The organism is Flavobacterium tyrosinilyticum, assembly GCF_023656565.1.
In the GTDB taxonomy this organism is placed as follows: domain Bacteria; phylum Bacteroidota; class Bacteroidia; order Flavobacteriales; family Flavobacteriaceae; genus Flavobacterium; species Flavobacterium tyrosinilyticum.
On record NZ_JAMOKG010000003.1, the window covers coordinates 1,258,513 to 1,281,780 of the forward strand.

The 23,268-nt window shown below is 33.4% G+C and carries 21 protein-coding genes; 12 read left to right on the forward strand and 9 right to left on the reverse strand.

Annotated elements, in window-relative coordinates:
• The first annotated feature begins 221 nt into the window (after positions 1-221).
• The 4 genes from NCC77_RS19705 to secA all read left to right on the forward strand — a co-directional run bounded on the left by NCC77_RS19705 (position 222) and on the right by secA (position 5,553).
• A complete protein-coding gene (locus NCC77_RS19705) occupies positions 222-914 on the forward strand; it encodes an ABC transporter ATP-binding protein (protein WP_111426669.1) in 693 nt (230 codons plus the stop codon).
• Positions 915-1,068: 154 nt separating this feature from the next.
• The gene (locus NCC77_RS19710; RefSeq protein ID WP_095931074.1) at positions 1,069-1,638 is read left to right on the forward strand and encodes a cob(I)yrinic acid a,c-diamide adenosyltransferase; all 570 of its coding nucleotides are present in this window, start codon (positions 1,069-1,071) and stop codon (positions 1,636-1,638) included.
• Between the two features lie 261 nt (positions 1,639-1,899).
• On the forward strand, positions 1,900-2,121 hold the full coding sequence (locus tag NCC77_RS19715; protein ID WP_007138072.1) for a DUF2795 domain-containing protein: 222 nt from the start codon (positions 1,900-1,902) through the stop codon (positions 2,119-2,121).
• An 87-nt stretch (positions 2,122-2,208) separates the two neighbouring features.
• The gene (gene secA / locus NCC77_RS19720; protein WP_250837122.1) at positions 2,209-5,553 is read left to right on the forward strand and encodes a preprotein translocase subunit SecA; all 3,345 of its coding nucleotides are present in this window, start codon (positions 2,209-2,211) and stop codon (positions 5,551-5,553) included.
• A gap of 187 nt (positions 5,554-5,740) precedes the next feature.
• Here secA and NCC77_RS19725 read toward each other — a convergent pair whose 3' ends face one another.
• The 4 genes from NCC77_RS19725 to cysC are packed head-to-tail and all read right to left on the reverse strand — an operon-like array spanning position 5,741 to position 8,658.
• Complete coding sequence (locus tag NCC77_RS19725) at positions 5,741-6,406, reverse strand: TrmH family RNA methyltransferase (protein WP_095931076.1); 666 nt, start codon at positions 6,404-6,406, stop codon at positions 5,741-5,743.
• A gap of 60 nt (positions 6,407-6,466) precedes the next feature.
• Positions 6,467-7,435: a sulfotransferase family protein gene (locus NCC77_RS19730; RefSeq protein WP_250837123.1), complete on the reverse strand. Its 969-nt coding sequence runs from the start codon at positions 7,433-7,435 to the stop codon at positions 6,467-6,469.
• A 4-nt stretch (positions 7,436-7,439) separates the two neighbouring features.
• On the reverse strand, positions 7,440-8,126 hold the full coding sequence (locus tag NCC77_RS19735) for an aspartyl/asparaginyl beta-hydroxylase domain-containing protein (protein WP_250837124.1): 687 nt from the start codon (positions 8,124-8,126) through the stop codon (positions 7,440-7,442).
• A gap of 4 nt (positions 8,127-8,130) precedes the next feature.
• Positions 8,131-8,658: an adenylyl-sulfate kinase gene (gene cysC, locus NCC77_RS19740; protein ID WP_250837125.1), complete on the reverse strand. Its 528-nt coding sequence runs from the start codon at positions 8,656-8,658 to the stop codon at positions 8,131-8,133.
• A gap of 134 nt (positions 8,659-8,792) precedes the next feature.
• On the opposite strand from cysC, the gene NCC77_RS19745 reads away from it, so the two are divergent.
• The 4 genes from NCC77_RS19745 (at position 8,793) to NCC77_RS19760 (ending at position 14,052) form a co-directional block, all read left to right on the forward strand.
• Positions 8,793-9,494, forward strand: a complete 702-nt coding sequence (locus NCC77_RS19745; protein WP_250837126.1) for an SIR2 family NAD-dependent protein deacylase — start codon at positions 8,793-8,795, stop codon at positions 9,492-9,494.
• A complete protein-coding gene (locus tag NCC77_RS19750; protein WP_250837127.1) occupies positions 9,491-10,183 on the forward strand; it encodes a sterol desaturase family protein in 693 nt (230 codons plus the stop codon). Before NCC77_RS19745 ends, NCC77_RS19750 begins: the two co-directional genes overlap by 4 nt.
• A gap of 69 nt (positions 10,184-10,252) precedes the next feature.
• Positions 10,253-11,599 (forward strand): adenylosuccinate lyase, encoded by a 1,347-nt coding sequence (purB, locus tag NCC77_RS19755; protein ID WP_250837128.1) that lies wholly within the window; start codon positions 10,253-10,255, stop codon positions 11,597-11,599.
• Between the two features lie 215 nt (positions 11,600-11,814).
• Positions 11,815-14,052, forward strand: coding sequence for a cation:proton antiporter domain-containing protein (locus NCC77_RS19760; RefSeq protein ID WP_250837129.1), 2,238 nt, complete (start codon positions 11,815-11,817; stop codon positions 14,050-14,052).
• Between the two features lie 170 nt (positions 14,053-14,222).
• Here NCC77_RS19760 and NCC77_RS19765 read toward each other — a convergent pair whose 3' ends face one another.
• Both NCC77_RS19765 and NCC77_RS19770 read right to left on the reverse strand, forming a co-directional pair.
• Complete coding sequence (locus NCC77_RS19765; RefSeq protein ID WP_248727929.1) at positions 14,223-14,861, reverse strand: peroxiredoxin; 639 nt, start codon at positions 14,859-14,861, stop codon at positions 14,223-14,225.
• Between the two features lie 113 nt (positions 14,862-14,974).
• Complete coding sequence (locus NCC77_RS19770) at positions 14,975-15,886, reverse strand: AEC family transporter (RefSeq protein WP_250837130.1); 912 nt, start codon at positions 15,884-15,886, stop codon at positions 14,975-14,977.
• Between the two features lie 118 nt (positions 15,887-16,004).
• Between NCC77_RS19770 and NCC77_RS19775 the strand changes: the two genes are divergently transcribed.
• The 3 genes from NCC77_RS19775 to meaB all read left to right on the forward strand — a co-directional run bounded on the left by NCC77_RS19775 (position 16,005) and on the right by meaB (position 18,478).
• The gene (locus tag NCC77_RS19775) at positions 16,005-16,412 is read left to right on the forward strand and encodes an RrF2 family transcriptional regulator (protein WP_095931086.1); all 408 of its coding nucleotides are present in this window, start codon (positions 16,005-16,007) and stop codon (positions 16,410-16,412) included.
• A 57-nt stretch (positions 16,413-16,469) separates the two neighbouring features.
• A complete protein-coding gene (locus NCC77_RS19780; protein ID WP_111378401.1) occupies positions 16,470-17,111 on the forward strand; it encodes an NAD(P)-dependent oxidoreductase in 642 nt (213 codons plus the stop codon).
• Positions 17,112-17,359: 248 nt separating this feature from the next.
• Positions 17,360-18,478 (forward strand): methylmalonyl Co-A mutase-associated GTPase MeaB, encoded by a 1,119-nt coding sequence (gene meaB, locus NCC77_RS19785; RefSeq protein WP_250837131.1) that lies wholly within the window; start codon positions 17,360-17,362, stop codon positions 18,476-18,478.
• 264 nt (positions 18,479-18,742) lie between these two features.
• On the opposite strand, the gene NCC77_RS19790 is transcribed toward meaB, so the two are convergent.
• The 3 genes from NCC77_RS19790 to NCC77_RS19800 form a co-directional block, all read right to left on the reverse strand.
• Positions 18,743-20,680, reverse strand: coding sequence for an LTA synthase family protein (locus tag NCC77_RS19790; protein ID WP_250837132.1), 1,938 nt, complete (start codon positions 20,678-20,680; stop codon positions 18,743-18,745).
• A 37-nt stretch (positions 20,681-20,717) separates the two neighbouring features.
• Positions 20,718-20,945 (reverse strand): DUF8828 family protein, encoded by a 228-nt coding sequence (locus NCC77_RS19795; RefSeq protein ID WP_072973177.1) that lies wholly within the window; start codon positions 20,943-20,945, stop codon positions 20,718-20,720.
• A gap of 95 nt (positions 20,946-21,040) precedes the next feature.
• Positions 21,041-22,423, reverse strand: a complete 1,383-nt coding sequence (locus tag NCC77_RS19800; protein ID WP_250837133.1) for an MATE family efflux transporter — start codon at positions 22,421-22,423, stop codon at positions 21,041-21,043.
• A 189-nt stretch (positions 22,424-22,612) separates the two neighbouring features.
• On the opposite strand from NCC77_RS19800, the gene NCC77_RS19805 reads away from it, so the two are divergent.
• Positions 22,613-23,131 (forward strand): hypothetical protein, encoded by a 519-nt coding sequence (locus tag NCC77_RS19805; protein WP_095931092.1) that lies wholly within the window; start codon positions 22,613-22,615, stop codon positions 23,129-23,131.
• Positions 23,132-23,268: the final 137 nt, after the last annotated feature.

The window sequence follows — 23,268 nt, forward strand, 5'->3', positions numbered from 1 at the left end:
TGTTTTTAAAATTAAAAACATCTTAAAACTATAAAATATTTAAAATAATGATAATTTTACAATATAACTCTAAAAAGATATAACATTTTTCTTTTTTTTTCAAACATTTAATATAAAAGTGTATTTACGAAAGAGCATTTGTAACAAAAACCAATTCTCAACTACTTATCCTTTTTATTGAAAAGTGTTTTGTACTTTTAAATCCAAAATTGTAAAATAAAATGGCTGAACCATTAATTAAAATAACCGACATCAAACGAAATTTTACTTTAGGAAATGAAATCGTTTATGTTTTAAAAGGAATAGATCTAGAAATACAAAAAGGTGAATATGTTGCTTTAATGGGGCCTTCCGGATCAGGAAAATCTACATTAATGAATTTATTAGGCTGTTTAGATACTCCAACTTCGGGTCGTTATATTTTAAATGGAAAAGACGTAAGTAAAATGAAAGATGATGAACTGGCAGAAATCAGGAATAAAGAAATTGGTTTCGTGTTTCAGACTTTCAATCTTTTGCCAAGAACTACGGCTTTAGATAATGTTGCCTTACCCATGATTTATGCCGGTTACGGAAAATCTGAAAGAATTGCTCGCGCCACAGAAGTTTTAAAACAGGTTAATCTTGCCGACAGAATGGATCACCAGCCGAATCAGCTTTCTGGAGGACAACGTCAGCGTGTTGCCGTTGCGAGAGCATTAGTCAACAAACCTTCTATCATTCTAGCCGATGAGCCAACTGGAAACTTAGACAGTAAAACCTCTGTAGAAATTATGAAGCTTTTTGGAGATATTCATGCACAAGGAAATACTGTAATACTAGTTACTCACGAAGAAGATATTGCGGCTTATGCTCACAGAATTATTCGTTTAAGAGATGGTCTAATTGAAAGCGACACGAGAAAAACTGTTTAATCGTTTATTTGGTTAATCGTTTAATCGGAAAAAGAAAAACTTATAATTTCAGTTCAATCCAGATAAATTCTAGGGATAGAATCTAGAAAAATAAGCTCAAAGAAGAGAAAACTTAGCATCTCAGAATCTCAGAACCTTAGCATCTTTAAAAAAAATGAAAGTATATACCAAAACAGGCGATAAAGGCACAACGGCTCTTTTTGGAGGAACGCGTGTACCAAAAGACCATATCAGAATTGACAGTTATGGAACTGTTGACGAATTGAATTCTTATATCGGATTGATTCGTGATCAAGAAATGGATTCGCATTACAAAACTATTTTAATAGAGATTCAAGATCGTCTTTTTACGGTTGGTGCCATTTTGGCAACTCCACAAGAAAAAGAAGTTTTGAAAAACGGAAAACTTCGCTTAGAAAATCTTGGCATAATTGACTCAGATATCGAATTACTGGAAAACGAAATAGATAAAATGGATGAAAGCCTTCCGCCAATGACTCATTTTGTTTTACCAGGCGGCCATCCTACCGTGTCACATTGTCATATAGCGCGCTGTATTTGTCGTCGCGCAGAACGTTTAGCAGTACATTTAAGTCATAATGAACACGTTCCTGAAATAGCAATCACGTACTTAAACCGACTTTCTGACTACCTTTTTGTCTTGGCACGAAAGTTGTCCTCAGACTTAAAAGCGGAGGAAGTGAAATGGATACCCAGAAAATGAATTTTCTGAAAATTCCAAATTTTTGAAATCCCAGATTCCAAGAGAAAAATTTAAATTCTTTTGAATTTATAAAAAACAAAAAAGCCTTCCAACATTGGGATTTGGAATTTAAATATTGGTTTTTAAACTTCTTTTTTGGAGTTTGGAATTTAAAAATTGGAATTTAATAATCGACGTTCTTAAATTTTATTAAAATAAATCAAAATTTACTTGTCTTTTTCAGTAAAAAATTTATTTTTGCACAAACTAAACAGATAACAGATGTATTGGACATTAGAATTAGCATCTTATTTAAGTGATGCGCCATGGCCTGCTAACAAAGATGAACTTATAGACTACGCTATCAGAGCAGGTGCTCCATTAGAAGTAGTAGAAAACCTTCAATCAATCGAAGACGAAGGTGAGATATATGAATCAATGGAAGAAATTTGGCCTGATTATCCAACAGACGAAGATTATCTTTGGAATGAGGATGAATATTAAAAAATAAACCAAAGGAAAAAGTCTCTCATCATAGAGACTTTTTTTTTGGTTCAAATACATATATATAATAAAGAAATACAATAAATCATGAGTTTCATAAACAGTATTATTAAAGTCTTTGTCGGCGATAAGTCGCAGAAAGATGTCAAAGCTTTACAACCTTACTTAAACAAAATTAAAACATTCGAAGCTCCTTTAATGAGTCTATCAAACGACGAGTTGAGAGGAAGAACCGTTTATTTTAAAGACAGAATAAAAGAAGCTAGAGCCGATAAAGATGCTAAAATTGCTTCGCTTAAAGCAGAAGTAGAAAACATCGAAGACATCGATAAAAGAGAAGATATTTATGATGCAATAGATGCTCTTGAAAAAGAAGCTTATGAAATCTCTGAAAAAACTTTATTGGAAATTCTTCCAGAAGCGTTTTCTGTAGTAAAAGAAACGGCTCGTCGTTTTAAAGAGAACTCTCATATTGAAGTTACTGCAACTCCAAAAGACCGCGAATTCTCAGCAACAAAATCATACATTACTATTGATGGCGAAAAAGCGATCTGGGCAAACAAATGGAATGCTGCTGGGAAAGACATCACTTGGGACATGATTCACTACGATGTTCAGTTAATTGGTGGTATGGTATTACACGAAGGTAAAGTTGCTGAAATGCAAACGGGAGAAGGTAAAACTTTGGTTGCTACTCTTCCACTTTATTTAAATGCTTTGACTGGAAATGGAGTTCACTTAGTAACAGTGAATGACTACTTGGCAAAACGTGATAGTACTTGGAAAGCTCCTTTATTCGAATTCCATGGTTTATCTGTTGATTGTATCGATAATCACCAGCCGAGTACAGAGCAAAGAAAAAAAGCTTACGATGCTGATATAACTTACGGAACTAACAATGAGTTCGGTTTTGATTACTTAAGAGATAATATGGCGCACTCTCCAAGCGATTTAGTGCAGAGAAAACACAATTTTGCAATTGTCGACGAGGTTGACTCTGTATTAATTGATGACGCTAGAACACCTCTTATTATTTCTGGACCAGTTCCTCAAGGAGATCGTCACGAATTCAACGAATTGAAACCAAAAATCGAAAACTTAGTTGCACAACAACGTCAGTTAGCGAATGGTTTCTTAGCTGAAGCTAAAAAATTAATTAAAGAAGGTAATACTAAAGATGGAGGTTTCCAATTATTAAGAGCTTACAGAAGTTTACCTAAAAATAAAGCATTAATTAAATTTTTAAGTGAAGAAGGAATTAAACAATTGCTTCAAAAAACTGAAAATCAATACATGCAAGACAACAATCGCGAAATGCATAAAGTAGACGAAGCTTTGTATTTTGTGATTGAAGAGAAAAACAATCAAGTAGAATTAACAGACAATGGTATTAAATACCTTTCTGGAGATACTGATGCAGATTTCTTCGTTTTACCAGACATCGGAACAGAAATCGCTGCAATTGAAAAACAAAAATTAGACAAAGACGCTGAAGCTGAAGCTAAAGAAAGATTATTCCAAGATTTTGGAGTAAAAAGCGAGCGTATTCATACTCTTACTCAACTTTTAAAAGCGTATGCTTTATTCGAAAAAGATGTAGAGTATGTTATCATGGACAACAAAATTATGATTGTCGATGAGCAAACAGGTCGTATCATGGACGGACGTCGTTACTCAGACGGTCTTCACCAAGCGATCGAAGCAAAAGAAAACGTAAAAATCGAAGCTGCAACTCAAACTTTTGCAACTGTTACATTACAGAATTACTTCAGAATGTACAACAAACTGGCTGGTATGACCGGTACAGCTGTTACAGAAGCAGGAGAGTTATGGCAGATTTATAAATTAGACGTTGTTGAAATTCCAACTAACCGTGGAATTGCAAGAATTGATAAAGAAGATTATATCTACAAAACAACACGTGAGAAATTCAACGCTGTAATTGAAGATGTTACTGAACTATCTCAAGCTGGAAGACCAGTTTTGATTGGAACAACTTCTGTAGAGATTTCAGAATTATTAAGCCGTATGCTTAAAATGAGAGGAATCACACACAACGTATTGAACGCTAAAATGCACAAGCAAGAGGCACAAATCGTTGAAGAAGCGGGTAAAGCTGGAGTTGTAACTATTGCAACAAACATGGCTGGTCGTGGTACCGATATTAAATTATCTCCAGAAGTAAAAGCTGCAGGAGGTTTAGCAATCGTGGGTACAGAGCGTCATGATTCTCGTCGTGTAGACAGACAGTTACGTGGTCGTTCTGGTCGTCAAGGAGATCCAGGAAGCTCTCAATTCTATGTTTCTCTTGAAGATAACTTAATGCGTTTATTTGGTTCTGAAAGAGTTGCGAAAGTAATGGACAGAATGGGATTAAAAGAAGGTGAAGTTATTCAGCATTCTATGATGACTAAATCTATCGAACGTGCTCAGAAAAAAGTAGAAGAAAACAACTTTGGTGTTCGTAAACGTTTATTAGAGTATGATGACGTAATGAACTCTCAACGTGAAGTAGTTTACAAACGTCGTCGTCACGCATTGTTCGGAGAGCGTTTGAAACTGGATATCGCGAATATGCTTTATGATACTTGCGAATTAATCGTAAGCAACAGTAAAGTAACAAATGATTTTAAAGGATTTGAGTTTGATTTAATTCGTTATTTCGGAATCACTTCTCCAATTTCTGAAGCAGATTTCTTAAAATTATCTGATATTGAAGTTACTGGAAAAGTCTACAAAGAAGCTTTGGCTTTCTATACTGAAAAAACAGAAAGAAGCGCAAGAGAAGCTTTCCCAATTATCAAAGGAGTATACGAAGAGCCAAACAATCATTTTGAAAGAATTGTAGTTCCATTTACAGACGGAATCAAAACTTTGAATGTGGTAACTGACTTGAAAAAAGCTTATGATAGCCAAGGTGCTCAATTAATTGCTGATTTCGAAAAGAACATTACACTTTCTATTGTTGATGAAGCTTGGAAAAAACACTTACGTAAAATGGACGAATTGAAACAATCTGTTCAATTGGCTGTTCACGAACAAAAAGATCCATTGCTTATTTACAAATTAGAAGCTTTCAACTTGTTTAGAGGAATGTTGGACAACGTTAATAAAGAAGTTATTTCATTCTTATTCAAAGGTGATTTACCAGCTCAAAACACTCCTGAAATTCATGAAGCAAGAGAAGTAGCTCGTCCTAAAGAAAATTTACAATTAAGTAAAGACGAAATTCCAAATAGCGAAAGCATCAACCGTGAAGCTGGAGAAACTCAACAACGTCAAGTTACCGAAACTATCGTTAGAGATATGCCAAAAATCAACAGAAATGATACGGTTGTAGTTCAAGAAGTTGCTACTGGTAAAACAGAAACTATGAAGTACAAAAAAGCTGAAGCTTTAATCGCAGCTGGAACTTGGGTTTTAATTAACTAATAAATTTTTAAGTATTCAGTCGCAGTATTCAGTCACAGTTTACCAACTGATATTTTAAATCCATAAAAAAGACCGATAGTTTAAACTATCGGTCTTTTATTTTTTAGAAAATTATCTTTATTTCCAATTCACTCCCTCGTCCTAAAACTGAGACTGAACACTGAGACTGATCACTAAATACTGAACACTAATCCCTCGGGTTATCCTGATAATAACGTTCTTCAATTCGTTTTATATCTTTTATAGAATTTTTAGCCCAAAGTAAACGTTTCACTAAAATTTCTTCCTCTGTCAATTTCCAATTAATATCAGATCTGCGAAGTCTATTGGTTAAACTTTGAATGATAATGGCAGCCGACACAGAAATATTCAAACTTTCTGTAAAACCAACCATTGGTATTTTTAAGAAACCATCGGCATTGTCCATAATTTCTTGTGACAATCCTTCTTTTTCTGTTCCAAAGAATAAAGCACTTGGTTTTGTAATATCGAAATCTTCCAACATGCAATCTTTCTCATGTGGAGTAGTCGCAATAATTTGATATCCTTTACTTTTTAAATCAGAAAGGCATCCTGAAACCGAATCAAATCGATTGATGTCAACCCATTTTTGCGCACCCAAAGCAATTTCTTTGTCAATTCTTTTTCCAAAACGCTGTTCAATTACATTCAATTCCTGAATTCCAAAAACTTCACAGCTTCGCATTACTGCGCTTGTATTATGCATTTGATAAACATCTTCTACTGCAACTGTAAAATGCTTTGTTCTATTTTCTAGTACTTTTAAAAAATTTGCTTTTCTATTTTCTGTCAATATATTTTCTAAGAATGCGAGGTAATCTAAATCAATCATTTTATTTATGTTTGGCGCAAAAATAATAAATAAAAGAGAAAGAAGATCTAAACAGATTTTTCAGCCTGTCAAATCTGCAATAAAATTGGCATTAAGTTTTTCGTGCAAAGCATGGAGCTGAGCCAAATTCACAGACAAAATATCATCTTTATACGAATCTCCCGTAAAAACTGCTTGTTCATTTTTAGAATGTTTTTTAAGACGTTCCAGCATGACATTTAATTCACTTTCAGAAAAATCAGTATTAATAAAAGCTAAAAATCGCTCTATTACATTCTTCATTCCATCATTGTAATTAAGCATTATTATATTTTGGTCTCTTTCGTAAAAATCTAGAAAACTTTGAAAATATTTTTCTAAAACCAAAACTTGATATTGCTGAAAACTTACTTCTTCAATTTCTTTAGAAGTGATTCCGAAAACACTTGAAGGAATTAAATTTGGAACCATATGCATGCCTGCCATTTTTTGGTGCGATCTCAAAACTTCTGCTGGATTTCGGTACAATAATGCAAACGGAATTTCAGGAAAAACAGATCTTAAATAAGAAGCTTTAAAAATACTCCAAGCATCTAGTTTTATAATCAAATGTTTTTGCTCAGAAAATCTTTTTTGCCCCAAAAATTTCAAAACCGATTTCAGCAAAGTGGTTTTGATCGCGGAATCAAAAGCATTACTTCTTAAAATCTGATCAATAATAGGAGCTTCAGAAACCATTATATTTTCAGATGAAGTGGCAAGAGACTGACTCAACATCGTAGATCCGCATCTTGACACATGAAAAACCAATCCTTTTAATTCTACAAAATCGAGTTCTTTAGACCAGTCAATAACATTCTCTGCCGTACTTATTAATTTAAATGATTTTGAATTGTAGTCATGGCTTTGGCATTTTACAATGGTTTCTTCAAAAAAAGGTTCTGCAAATGGTATATCAGAAAAATAAATCCATTCGAAATAAACTTCATTATCTTTTTCTACCAATTTAATTGGAATCCAATTTGAAATAAAATCTTTTACATTTTCCATTTTATTATTTCATTTGTGATTGAAGGTCGGCAATAATCTTGGCATTTGTCTCCGATTGATTTCTAGAAAGCTCAGCAATAACTTGTCTTTTCACTTCCTCTGAACATTCATATTTCGGCACATAATTCAAATCAAAACCCATTTTAGAAAATAATTTATCAGACCATTCATTTCTAATGCAATCCAAAGTTAAATGAATTCTAGGTTCTGGGCTTTTGTTCAGCACGCTATGTGGCAACTGAAAATTGGCATACCAGCATTCTCCCATTTTCATTGGAATCTGCTGATGATTGACATAAAAATAAACTTCCGAGTTTGTAATAATTGGAATATGAATTCTAAAAAATCCATCTTCATATGAAGTATCATTATCAACATGTTCTTTAATTTCGCTATTAGGTCCAAGTCTTAATAATCTCACTGCTTCTTTTTCGCATTCAAACCAATCCATTATTTCTCTAAAATAAGAGCAACTGTCAAGCAAAGGCGTATTTTTATACTCTTTGTCTGGAAAAGAAAAAATATCATTCTCCAAACCCGATTGCGATCGTAAAGAAACACTTGTCCAATTTCCTTCATACCGATTGGTATTAAAATGGGGTGTCCATAAATTGGTTTCGCAAATCAATAAATCATTTTGCAGTTTTTCTATCGAGAAAGAAATCGGAAGCTGACAAGAAGAAGGATTCATAACCTTAAAAATTTAAATTGCTAAGTATAAAATGGTAGAGTTTATGGGTAGAAGCTGAAACGGTTTCAGAATCTGTTTTTAATACTAAATCGGCTTTTTGCGGAATTTCAAAAACATCGCTTATTCCTGTAAAATTTTTAATTTTATTTTGATCGCTGTCTGGCAATAATGCTCTTTTGTACAAGCCTTTTGGATCTCTTTCGATCAAATTAGAAATGGCGCAATCCAGAAATACCGTTTTTACAAATTCAAAAGACCTTAATTCATTTCTAAGATTTTCATATGGATTAATAACCGACATGAGAACTATTTTCTTTTCATCAATTAGATTTCGCCCAACATTAAAAAGACGTCTTACATTTTCGCAACGGTCCTCTTTAGAAAAGCCCAAATCTTTACAGATCGTTTGTCGGTACACATCACCATCTACAATTTCGGCTTCATAATTATTTTGAACCAAAAGATGTCTGACATTTTCTGCCAATGTCGTTTTTCCCGAACCAGATAAACCAGTAAATTGAATTAAAATCATTTTAGCATCACTTTTATAAAACGCGACATTAAAACTAAATAATTTAGAACGAGAGACAAAGAGTATAAATACCCTTTATTTACTAGACATTTGAACAAAGAAATCACTATTTTTATCTTTTAATTAAACTAAAAATGAAAAAGAAACTTGTTGTTTTAACAGGAGCAGGAATAAGTGCTGAGAGCGGAATTAAAACTTTTCGAGACAGTGACGGTCTTTGGGAAGGGCATGATGTGATGGAAGTTGCCACTCCAGAAGGCTGGCATAAAAACCAAGAATTGGTTCTCGATTTTTACAACAAAAGACGCCAGCAGTTAAAAGAAGTAAATCCGAATCTTGGGCATATCATTTTAGCTGAATTGGAAAAAGATTTTGATGTACAAATTATCACTCAAAATGTTGACGATCTTCATGAACGTGCAGGAAGTACAAATGTCTTGCATTTGCATGGCGAATTATTAAAAGTACGTAGTACACAAAATAAAAATCTTATTTTAGACTGGACTGAAGATTTGCAAACTGGAGATTTAGATACAAACGGACATCAATTACGTCCACATATTGTTTGGTTTGGCGAAGAAGTTCCTGCACTCGAAGAAGCTATTGACATTACAGAAACAGCAGATTATTTTGCCGTAATTGGAACTTCGCTTCAGGTTTATCCAGCTGCCGGATTAATTTCTTATACACCAAGTACAACACCGGTTTTTTATATTGATCCGAAACCAATTTCGATTCCGAATCTTCGAAATAAAGTCGAAACTATTGCCAAATTTGCTTCTGAAGGGGTTGCAGATTTAAGAGAAAAATTACTGATCTTAGAAAAAACAACATGATTTTTGAAAGCTGGTTACAACAGTTATTTCAGTTTAATATATTCTGGCTCTTTATTTTCTTTTTAATAGAAAATGCAGTGTTAGTAGGTTTATCTGTTTTAATTGGAAAAGCAATAGAATCTGAAAACACCTTTTTAAAGAATAAAGATCGAAAATGGGTACTATCTACGCTGCTTTGTAACACATTCATTACTTTAATAGGTTTTGAATTATACCGCAACGGGATACTGAAAGTAGATTTTTCTGGATCCTTAAAACTTATCATTTTTGATACACTTTTATTGATTCTTTTAATGGATCTTTTTATGTTTATTTTTCATTTTCTGGCTCATCATTTAAAATGGCTTTACCCCATTCATAAATTGCATCATACACATGTTGAAACGAATGTTTATAGTTTGTATGTACTTCATCCAATAGAAACTATAGGTTTCGGTTTTATATGGCTGTTTTTAATTACAATTTTGAAATTTAATTATTTGAGTATCATTATTTATTTGATTCTCAATCTTTCTTATGGAATATTTGGACATTTAAAAAAAGACATATTTCCATCTTTCTGGTACAACAATTACTTCACAAAATGGATTTCTACCACTAAATTTCATAATGACCATCATAAAAATGAATCTCACAATTACGGTTTTTACTTTACAATCTGGGATAAAATTTTCAAAACCATAATTTAAGCATCAATATAGCTTTCAGAAGTTTTAACAATAGCTTATATTTGCACCTTTCGAAAAAACAACATCACAATGACTACTCTAAACGAATTGAATGCTATATCGCCAATTGACGGAAGATATAGAAATAAAACTCAAAATTTAGCACCTTTCTTCTCTGAAGAAGCTTTAATAAAATACCGCGTTTTGGTTGAAGTGGAATACTTCATTTCTTTATGCCAAATTCCACTACCTCAGTTGCAAGGTATTGACTCTAGCTTATTTGAAAGCTTGAGAAATATCTACAAAAACTTCTCAACAGAAGATGCACTTTGGATTAAAGAAACAGAAAAAGTAACCAACCACGACGTAAAAGCAGTTGAATACTTTATTAAAGATGCTTTTGAGAAATTAGGTTTATCTCAATACAAAGAGTTCATTCACTTCGGATTAACATCTCAAGACATTAACAATACTGCTATTCCGCTTTCTACAAAAGAAGCGTTTGAGCAAGTTTATATGCCAATCTTAATTGCTGTAATTGCAAAATTAAAAGAATTAAGTGTTGAATGGAAAGACATCCCGATGTTGGCACGTACACACGGACAACCAGCCTCTCCTACTCGTTTAGGAAAAGAGATTTTGGTTTTTGTAGAACGTTTAGAAGAACAAATGCGATTGCTATTCAATATTCCGTTTGCTGCTAAATTTGGAGGTGCAACAGGAAACTTTAATGCGCATCACGTAGCATATCCACAAATTGACTGGAAACAATTCGGAAATAAATTTGTTGAAACCGACCTTGGTTTAAAACATTCTTTCCCAACCACTCAAATTGAGCATTACGATCATTTTGCAGCTTTCTTTGATGCTTTAAAAAGAATCAATACGATCATCATCGATTTAGATCGTGATATTTGGACATATGTTTCAATGGATTATTTTAAGCAAAAAATTAAAGCTGGAGAAATTGGTTCGTCTGCAATGCCTCATAAAGTAAATCCAATTGATTTTGAAAACTCTGAAGGAAACTTAGGAATTGCAAATGCAATTTTCGAACACTTGGCTGCAAAACTTCCAATTTCAAGATTACAGCGTGATTTAACTGACAGTACTATTTTACGTAATGTTGGTGTTCCTTTCGGACATACCATTATTGCTTTTGAAGCAACTTTGAAAGGCTTAAACAAATTACTTTTAAACGAAAACAAATTTGCCGAAGATTTAGAGAAAAACTGGGCAGTTGTAGCTGAAGCTATTCAGACAATTTTACGTCGCGAAGCTTATCCAAATCCTTATGAAGCTTTAAAAGGATTAACAAGAACGAATGAAGCAATTGACAAAAATGCAATTCATAACTTCATTGCAACCTTGGAAGTTTCAGATGCGGTTAGAGCAGAATTATTAGCGATAACACCTAGTAACTACACAGGAATTTAAGAAAAATACCAAATATTTTATCAAAAAAAGCTATCTTTATCGAGATAGCTTTTTTTATTTAACCCGGGGTAGTCCAGATTACTTCACTTAACTTTATTTTAGTTGGAGTTCAGTGAATTACATTAAAAAAGTCTTTTGTTCAGAAAGCCAGAGCTTGAACAAAAAACTTTAAATAAAAAGCTGGATCAAGCTCACTGAAAACTAAAATACCACCTATGATTGCACTAAGCGCCGCCGCTGAAACTACACACCACTTACAACCTTTAATTAGTGATTTAGGTTTAATCCTAATGACTGCCGCAATTGCCGTTCTATTATTTAGAAGATTGAAGCAACCTTTGGTTTTAGGCTACCTGATTGCAGGTTTTTTGGCTGGAAACCATTTTGATTTTTTCCCATCCATAACCGACATGAAAAGTGTTGAAGTCTGGGCCGAAATCGGGGTTATATTTTTACTTTTCAGTTTAGGACTCGAATTCAGCTTCAAGAAACTAATGAAGGTTGGAGGGACTTCGTCTGTCACCGCCATAACCCAGATTCTATTTATGACCGTAATTGGTTATTGCGTTGGGCAATGGATGGGCTGGGGAAAAATGGATAGTATTTTCTTAGGAGCCACACTTTCTATTTCATCTACAACCATTATCATTAGAGCTTTTGACGAATTGGGGGTTAAAGGAAAAAAATTCGTCGGGATTGTTTTCGGAGCTTTGATTGTAGAAGATATCGTAGCCATCTTGATGCTTGTTTTATTATCAACTATTGCCGTAAGCGATCAGGTTTCTGGAACTGCATTATTACAATCTGTTTTAAAACTTGTATTCTTTTTAATCATCTGGTTTTTAGGAGGAATCTTTATCATTCCAACCATCTTCAAAAAAGCAAAACATCTCTTAACAGACGAAATGCTCTTGATAATCTCATTAGCCTTATGTTTAATGATGGTGATTTTTGCTTCAAATGTTGGTTTCTCTCCAGCATTAGGCGCTTTCATTATGGGATCTATTATTGCTGAAACTACAATGGCAGAAAAAATTGAGCATTTAATTCAGCCTGTAAAAGATTTCTTTGGTGCTGTTTTCTTTGTATCGGTAGGAATGTTAATCAATCCAATTACTTTGGTAAACTATGCTCTTCCAGTTGCTATAATCACTTTATTGACCATCTTCGGAAAAGCATTCAGTTCTTCTATCGGAGCTTTAATTTCTGGCCAGCCTTTAAAACAATCTGTCCAAACCGGGATGAGTTTGGCTCAAATTGGAGAGTTCTCTTTTATTATTGCAACTCTTGGAATGACTTTAAAAGTGACCAGCGATTTCTTATATCCTATTATTGTGGCAGTATCTGCAATTACAACATTTACTACTCCTTTCTTAATTAAATATTCAGAGCGGTTTGCTTTCTTTTTAGAAGCAAAAATGCCTAAAAGATGGGTTAAAAATATTAACCGTTATAGTGTGAATGCGCAAGCGATTAAATCTGTCAGTACTTGGCAGATTGTTCTTCGTTCTTCGATTACACAAATTGTTCTTCATACGATCATTATTACTGCTATCATATTATTGTCATCTAAATTTGTAGCGCCTTTAGTAGCCGATACACGATTCGGAAATACTTTGGCTGCTTTACTAACTTTGGTTGTAATTGCACCGTTTTTATGGGCACTTTCGCTTCGTCGTGTAAAAGTAGATGAAGTTGAAGCTCTTTGGGAAGAACGTAAATATCGTGGCGCACTGCTAATGCTTATTTTAATTAGAATGAGCCTTGGTTTATTCTTTGTCGGGTTTTTATTGAATATTTTCTTCTCTCCTTTGGTTGCTTTCGTCGCGCTGATTATTGCAATTGGAGCTTATCAACTTTTTCCTAAAAAATTAAACGAGCAATACCACCGAATTGAAAGTCACTTTTTAAAGAATCTTAACGATCGTGAAAACAAAAAGATCGACAGAAGATATGCTAATTTAATGCCATGGGACGGACACATGTCTTTCTTCGAAATTAAAAAAGAATCTAATCTGGTCGGACAAACTTTACAAGAACTTAAAATTCGTGAGCAATTAGGGATTAATATCGCTTACATTAAACGAGGAGAAGTCACAATTCCAATTCCTACCAAAACCGAACGCTTATTTCCAGGCGACGAAATTTGCGTAATCGGAACTGATGCTCAAATTACAGAATTCACAAAATTCTTAACTCAAAATGAAACAGAACCGCCTACAAAAGTAGAAGAAACCAATATTGTTTTACGTCAGCTTGAAGTTTCTCAAGACGAATTTATTCAAAAAAGCATCGGACAATTTAGAGCCAAAACAGATGGAATGGTTGTGGGAATTGAACGAAACGGAAATCGTATCTTAAATCCTGAATCTAGTTTGATCTTAGAGAAAAATGACATTCTGTGGGTTGTAGGAGACAAGAAAAGAATGAATGCTTTGTTGGCAGCCAAGTAAGTCCCTAAGTTTCTGAGATGCTGAGATTCTAAGTTTTTATTTTGCCTCTATTTAAACTTTCGTAAATATTAAAGCGCTAAGATTTCATTATGAAATTTTAGCGCTTTAATATTTATTATTTTGAAAAATCTTAGCATCTCAGAAACTTAGAAACTTAGAAACTCAGAATATTATTTATTCGGCTGCGGTGTCAAACGCAAATAAGGTTTGATTGGCGTGTGTCCTTTCGGGAATTTTGCTGGAATGTCACTATCTGGAATTGCTGGTGCAATAACTACATCTTCTCCATCTTTCCAGTTTGCCGGCGTTGCAACGCTGTAATTTGCAGTCAATTGTAAACTGTCAATTACACGAAGTAATTCATCAAAATTTCTTCCTGTAGAAGCTGGATATGTTAAAGTCAATTTGATTTTTTTATCTGGACCGATAACAAAAACAGAACGAACCGTAAATTTATCACTTGCATTTGGATGAAGCATATCATATAGATTCGCTACTTTTTTATCCTCATCAGCAATAATTGGGAAATTTACTTCTGTATTTTGAGTTTCGTTAATATCTTTAATCCACTCTTTATGCGAGTCTAAACCGTCTACACTCAAAGCAATAACCTTAGTATTTCTTTTTTGAAATTCTGGAACATAGTTCGCTACAGTTCCTAATTCAGTAGTACAAACAGGAGTAAAATCTGCTGGATGAGAAAATAAAACACCCCAAGAATCACCTAACCATTCGTGAAAATTAATTGGTCCTTGTGTGGTTTCTGCCTGAAAATCTGGAGCTATATCGCCTAATCTTAATGTTGACATAATTTATATTTTTTTAGTTCATCTAAAATTAACTAAAAAATGCATTTAGAAAACATTCAAAAGGTAAAAAAAAGTTAAAATTCTACTTTATCGATATAATTAGTATTTTACTCCTAGATAAAACTTAGAATGAAGTACCAAAAAGCAAGCGTTATAAAAGAAATCGGGATTCCGAAACCAATCATCATACTGCTTAATTTTGGCTTTAATCCGTATGTTGAGGCTAAGATTGCGCCTGTTATCATTGGTGCCATAGCAGTTTCCATTATAGTGATTTTTATAACTTCAGAATGCTGGTTAAAAATGAAAACGTAAAGAAAAAAAATCACAAAAGGAATTAAAAGCAGTTTAAAGAAAAGCCCCAGTTGCAAAAATTTCCAATGCTGACTTTTTCTATCAAAAGTTAACTGCAAACCAACCGAAAGCAAAGCTAAAGGCGTTACCAAACTTCCAATTTTTAATAATGCTGATTGAAAATTTTCATTTAAATCAACTTGAAAAATATTCATTAAACAAGCGATAACAAACATTATAAAAGGAGGAAACAAAATAATCTTTTTGAAAATCCCTAAAGCATCTGGACTTCCTTTAGAATAAAAAGCGGCTGTAAAAACACCAAGTGTTGAAACTACAACAAAAGTTCCAGGCTGATCTACCAAAACGGCAGTTTCTAAGCCTTTCTTCCCAAACAAAGCTTCAATAATTGGATATCCGAGAAATGAACTGTTACTTAATCCTGCCGTCAAAATCAAACATCCGATCAGTTTATTTGACCAGCCATTTCTTCTTCCCAAAAAATGAAAAAAAATAAACGCTAGAATATAAGTGATCCACCCCGCTCCTATCGGAAACAGTAATTCGCTACTCCATTTTATCTTCGGAATATGGTATAAAGTAATCGCCGGAAGACAGAAATAAATAACAATTTTATTGAGCGTTTTGTAAATATGAGTCGGGAATTGTTTTACTCGCTGTAAAATCAACCCGAGTGAAAGAAAGAGAAATATGAGAATGAAGTTGTTCATATAGTAAGATCAAGACAAAAATAAGTATTTAAAATTTGAGGTAAAGAATTAATTTTTAGTTAAATTAGTATTTTGTGTTACAAAAAAGATGTAAATTTGTAACATATTTTATTACAGTATGATTTCAGGTAAATTTGCCATAACGATTCACATTCTTACTCTGCTGCATAAATTTCCTAATGATTATTTATCATCGGAGTTTATTGCGGGAAGTATTAATTTAAATCCTGTTTTGGTTCGAAAAGAAATTGCCAACCTAAAAGCGCATCATGTTGTAGAAAGTAAAGAAGGAAAAAATGGCGGTACAAAATTGGCGGTTAATGCTGCCGAACTGACTTTAAAACAAATATTCGAAATGACCTTTGAAACTATTGGTTTAGGTTTTGCTAAAAACCAACCCAATCCTGATTGTCCTGTTGGAAAAAACATCAATCAGCATTTGGAGAATTTATACAGCGAAATGAATCAGAAAGTCAGCTTACAGCTGGAAGGTATTTCATTGGAAGATTTTTCGAATCAATTTTAAAACTATTTTTTTAACCTAAACTGTAACATTTTTTATTACTAAATAAATTTATATATTATGAAAATCGCACTTATCGGAGCTACAGGATTTGTTGGCTCAGCAATTTTAAACGAATTAGCAGATAGAAAACACGAAATCACTGCTATTGCAAGAACTCCAAAAGACACAGCAAACGCTACTTGGGTTGCTGCAGATATCTTTAATGTTGATGCTTTGGCAGAAATCTTAAAAGGTCATGACGCTGTGGTTAATGCTTATAATCCGGGATGGACTAACCCAAACATTTACGATGACTTTTTAGCTGGTTCTAAAGCTATTCAGGAAGCGGTTAAAAAATCGGGTGTTAAACGTTTTATCACCATCGGTGGTGCAGGAAGCTTATATGTTGCTCCAGATTTACAAGCAGTTGACACTCCAGATTTTCCAAAAGAAATTTTCCCAGGTGCAAATGCTGCAAGACATTATTTAAATATCATAAAAGAAGAAAAAGATTTAGACTGGGCATTTTTTAGTCCTGCTTTCGAAATGCATGCTGGAACTAAAACGGGAAGAACTGGAAAATACCGTTTAGGTTTAGAAAATCCAGTTTTTAATGACGAGCAAAGAAGTATTCTTTCTGTAGAAGATTTAGCGGTTGTAATTGCTGATGAAGTAGAAACTCCAAAACATCACCAAGTTAGGTTTACTGCAGGTTACTAAAAAGATTCTAAGTTTTTTTTGCCACGAATTCACGAATTTTCTTTTTAAAATCTTTGAGATTATTTTTTCGAATTAATTCGAATAATATTAGATAAAGATTTTAAAAAGAAAATTCGTGAATTCGTGGCAAACTTTTTTTTACTCCTTTTAAGAATAACAAATTAGCGGAAATTCGTGTAATTGGTAGCAAACTAACTTTTTGAAACTGCTTTTGTTTTCTGTACTTTTACATTTCTAAAAAGTGCGTTTTGTCAAATTCAAATAAACAAAGTGGTAGCGTATCTAAAAAAGCTGGAATTTCACCTCCCGAAATCACCAATATTTCGGCTATCAATCAAATTAAAAATAAACGCAGACAACAACCCTCTTCTGAAGAATTAATTAAGGGTATTTTAGAAGGAAATAGAACTTCTTTAAGCCGTGCTATTACTTTAATCGAAAGCACCAATCCAGATCATTTTGAAAAAGCTGGTCAAGTCATTCAAGGCTGCTTGGCTCATGCCAATAAATCAGTTCGAATTGGAATTACGGGTGTTCCCGGTGTTGGAAAAAGTACTTTTATTGAAGCTTTTGGAAAACATCTCACTCAACTAGGAAAAAAAGTAGCTGTCTTGGCTGTTGATCCGAGCAGTTCGCTTTCACACGGAAGTATTTTAGGTGATAAAACCAGAATGGAAGAATTGGTTAAAGATGAAAATGCTTTTATCAGGCCAAGTGCTTCTGGAGAAACTTTAGGCGGAGTGGCTCGAAAAACCCGAGAAACGATTATTCTTTGTGAAGCCGCAGGTTTTGATACTATAATTATCGAAACAGTTGGTGTTGGCCAAAGTGAAACTGCTGTTCATGGTATGGTAGATTTCTTTTTACTTTTAAAAATTTCTGGTGCAGGCGATGAACTCCAAGGCATCAAACGAGGTATTATGGAAATGGCTGATGCGATTGTAATCAACAAAGCAGACGGCGACAATATAAAAAAAGCGAATCAGGCGAAATTAGAGTTTAATCGTGCTTTACATTTATTTCCTCCAAAAAAATCAAACTGGCAACCTAAAGTTACCACTTGCAGTTCGCTAACAAAAGACGGAATCCCCGAAGTTTGGAGTACGATATCTTATTATTTAGAATTGACAAAAGAATCAGGATTTTTCCAAGAAAAAAGAAACGAACAAAATCATTTCTGGATGATGGAAACCATTAATGAGCAATTGAGGCAGAATTTTTATAACCAGCCAGAAATCATCACGCTTTTAGAAAAAAACAAAAAAGCAGTGCAGAATAATGAGATTTCATCTTTTGCAGCTGCTTCTGATTTGTTAAAATTATATTTTAATACAGGTGTAAAGACTCAAAGTGAAGGTTCAGAGTAAAAAAAAGCCACTTAGTTCCTTTTAACTTCTAAACAATCTAGATACACAATCTTGTCATTTCGACGAAGGAGAAATCTCCGTTGCTATATCTACAAAGATTGATATGCTTTGTGGAGCTACTCGCGAAGATTTCTCCTTCGTCGAAATGACAAATCTGTAACCTATCTTAACTTGTCTGTCTAAGCAGAAAATATATCTTCCTTAAAAAACAACAAAGGTTCAAAGTAAAAACCTTTGAACCTTTGTAACTCTGAACCTTTGAACCTATTTTTTAGGCCTAAGCTTATACTTACTTTCTTTATAAAGATTCCCAGCTGTAATAACATGCGCTAAAGCATCTTTTGCTAAATCTTCGTTTAATTTAACTGGAATTAAAGTTGTATCATTTTTGATTTCAAATTGTAATGGTTTCAAATTGGGTTGCATGATCACAACTTGATTTTCAACTCTAAATGCATTAATGTCATTAAACTGCATAATAGATCTTCCTTGTACTTTTGAATCTAATTTTGTCAAGTTGCGTCCTACCATTGGGGTTTCAAAAGGCATTCCTAAATACCCTAACAATGTTGGCGGAATATCAATTTGACTTGCCAGTCTGTCATAAACTGCTCCTTTTGGAACTCCTGGCCCCATAATAAATGCCGGAATATGGAATTTATTTATTGGAACTAAATTTTTGCCGTATGTTCTCGTATTATGATCTGCGATTACGATGAAAATTGTGTTTTTAAAATAATCCTCCTTTTTGGCCATTTCAAAGAATTTTCCAATAGAGAAATCAGCATATTTCATGGCATTATTTACCGTGTTAGGCTTTTTATCATAAGGTTTGATTCTTCCCGCCGGATATTCAAAAGGTTCGTGATTTGAAGTCGAGAACATTAAGGAAAAGAACGGTTTGTCTCCTTTTGATTTAAAATACTGATTGGCTTTGGTAACCAAATCTTCATCAGAATATCCCCAAGTTCCTTTAAAAGCATATTTATTTCCATCAGATTCAAAATCGGTTTGGTCGACAATATCTTGAAAACCATTTCCATTAAAAAATGAAGCCATATTATCAAAATTGGCCATTCCTCCGTAAATGAAACTGGTGTCGTACCCTTTTTGTTTTAAAGCATCTGCTAAGGTAAAAAAGCCTTGCTGTGAATTTCCTAATCTTACGACACTTTCAGATGGCGAAGGTAAAAATCCAGTCACTACTGCTTCAATTCCGCGAACACTTCTGGTTCCTGTGCAATATAAATTAGTAAATAATGTTCCTTCTTTAGATAATTTATCAAATTCTGGCGTTAATGGTTTTCCGCCTAAAATTCCAACGTACTCTGCACCTAAACTTTCTTGCAAAAAGATTACTAAATTATAGGGTTTCTTCAATAAAGAATCTGGCTGTTGGACATGCAAAAACGGAATTTCAGCATCGGTAAAATCCTTCGGCCCTGCGATCATGTATTTTTTTACACGAGCGATAGCTTCTGCTTCATCCATTTTTCCATACATTTTTGTATTTCCTTCATTTTTGATTGAATAGGCAGCAAAAGCAACCGTATAAAATGAATTTAATCCCAGAGCATTTGTTAATTGATCGGTAGAAAAAACAGCATTACTTGCATTAATAGGACGTTTTGAAGTTAGACTAGAACGTGCTCCAAAAAACAATAAAAAAGCTACTAATGGAAATATCATTAACTTGAATTTGTATTCTGCACTTGAAGTATAGAATAATTGTTTTCCTTTTTTGACAGCAAAATAAAGCGCAACTCCTAAAATTAAAAATGTTACGATTATAGAAGTCAGATAACTTTTTAAAAGCATTCCTACTACTTCCTTTGGATAAATAAGATAATCTAAGAAAATCTTATTGGGACGTGTATCATATTGTTTTACAAAATCTGGCGAAGCTAATTCTACAAAAAGAATTAAAAACAGAAACAAAAAACTATAAATTAACAGAAATTTATTGGTGAATTTTATCCATTTATTCGGCAAAAAGGTAATTAATAATGCTGGAAGAAACGACAAATAACAAAGTAATATCAAATCCATTCGAAGACCGATTGGAAAAATATACCAGAAATCTGGCGTTTGGACTACTCTTTCTTTAAAAAGAAAAAATAAGAATACTCGACTTAAAGTGGTAATCAATAATCCGATTGCGATGAAACTAAAAATCGGTTTTAAGAAACGTAAGTTTTTCATTAAGATAGTTATAAGAACGTAAAATTAGAGAAACAAATTACTCTTCGTAACGGTTTATTTCTCTGTCATAAAACTCATTTGCTTTTTCAATTAAACCTTCCATTTCGGCGTTTAATTCTGCTTCGTCAAGATCTTCAGCTTCTTCTAAAAACTCCACCTCATCATCTTTCAGATTGATTATAAATCTTGGATAATCTAAGTGAATGATAAAAATATCGTCTGGAAAATCTGTGTTATCTCCAAGTAAAAATTTAGGTAATTCCATATATGTTTATTTTTTTAGTAATTGATTATTTTTTTTTTTACCGATTTCTTTTGTTTTAATCTTCAAAATCAGCGAAATATATTTTTCAAATTTAATTATTCTATATCTGATTTCGCAATTAATCTCTTTGTCAAGTAATGAAAACGAATATAAAGACAAATTGCCGCTGCAGTCAATCCGGCCAAAAGTCCGACCCAAACTCCCTGTGCTTTCAATTCTGTGTGTTCTCCTAAATAATAGGAAATCGGAAAACCAATAACCCAATAGGCTACAAAAGTAATGTACATTGGAACTTTTACGTCTTGTAATCCGCGTAAAGCGCCCAAAACCACAACTTGAATTCCGTCAGAAATCTGGAAAACAGCTGCAATTAAAAGCAGTTTTGAAGCAATGCCAATAACTTCTTCGTTATCTAAAATCTGCCCAGTATTTTCCATATTTAAGAAAATGTATGGAAGATAATCGTGGAAAATAATAAAGAAAATTGCAAAAACAGTCTCTAAGATTATAGCAAGCAAGAAGATAGAACGCGCAACAACAATTAGCTTTTTATAATCCATCAGTCCTCTTTGGTTACTTACGCGCACCATAGATGTCACGCTTAATCCCATGGCAAACATAAAAGTCATCGAAGCCAAACTCAAAGCAATCTGATTGGCTGCTTGACTTGTTTTTCCGATGTTCCCGCAAAGCCAGATCGAAGCGGTAAACAAAACCACTTCAAAAAGCATCTGCATTGCAGAAGGAAATCCGATACTGATAATTTTTTTGATCATAGTTTTTTTGATTTCATTAAAACTAAAACCATTAAAAAATCGCTTTAAATCATCTCTTCGCGAAAGCATAATATGCATAAACATTACCAAAAATATTCTCGAGATTACGGTTCCTAATGCTGCGCCAATAATTCCCATTTTTGGAAAAATCCAGATTCCGTAAATCAAAACATAGTTTATACCAACGTGAAGTACATTTGCCATTACCATCGCATACATCGAATATTTTGTCAAAGACATTCCGTCTGCAAATTGCTTATACCCTTGATACATTACAAGTGGAATCAAAGAAAAAGCTACCCATCCTAAGTAAGGTTTTGCAAGTACAATAACATCTTCTGGCTGTTTTAACAATTCCATAATTGGTTTAGCAAACATGATAACGGTAAAAAGTGCCAGTCCTAGAATTGTACATAGAAATAATCCATGATGAAAAGCAGAACGAATTTTGGTATCGTTTTTCTCCGCATCACCTTCGGCAACGATTGGCGTAATGGCTGTAGAAAAACCAATTCCTAAAGACATTGCAATAAAAATCATACTGTTACCAAGTGAAACTGCCGCCAATTCTGTACTTCCAATTTTACCAACCATTATATTATCGACAATACCAATTAAAGTATGTCCGACCATACCCAAAATTACGGGATAAGCTAGTCTTAAATTATACGAAAACTCTTTGGTGTACTGCTTTAAATTCACTTTTATTCTATTTTGTGCGCAAAGATAGTCAGAAGCTTCGAATTCTATCCTATCAATAAAAATATATCCCAATTTTAAGACAAAAATAAGACGAACTCAATATTATGTAACGATTTTTAAAAATTGTATAACAAACTCCAAACGCCTCCAATATAATTTTACAACATAGAAATTTCAAAAATATAAGCCATGAAAAAATTACAGATGTTATGCCTAGCTGCGTTTACGTTTTTATTTGCCAACACAACTTTTGCTCAAGAGAGCGGAGTAGAAAATTACGATCAGGGTTTTAGATTGGGAGTCGGATTAAATGGAGGATTACCGACCGACGGTGATTACGACTGGGCTCTTGGGGGAGACGTTCGTTTACAATATGATCTTTCTAAGAAAACATCTTTGACTTTAACAACGGGATTTACAAACCTATTTATGGGAAAAGATGACCTTGGAAACAACATAAAAGATCTTGGATTTATTCCAGCCAAAGCAGGTTTTAAAGCTTTTGTCTTAAAAGATCAATTTTATGTTTTAGGAGAACTGGGTGCTGGTTTTGCGGTAACAAATGGTTACGATAAAACAACTTTTTTATGGGCTCCAGGAATTGGTTATGCCAACAAGTACATCGACTTAAGTGTTCGTTACGAAGATTATCATGATTTTAGAACCAATCAAGTAGCATTGCGTGTTGCTTATGGTTTTAAACTATAAAAAATAGGTTTAATTTATTATTTTGTTTTTGGTAAAAACCCGACAGTCTGAAAAGTCTGTCGGGTTTTTTATTTTTAAACATACCATTGGTCAAAACAAAAGTGCAAGTAGTCAAATGATTTTTCAGGATTGATTTG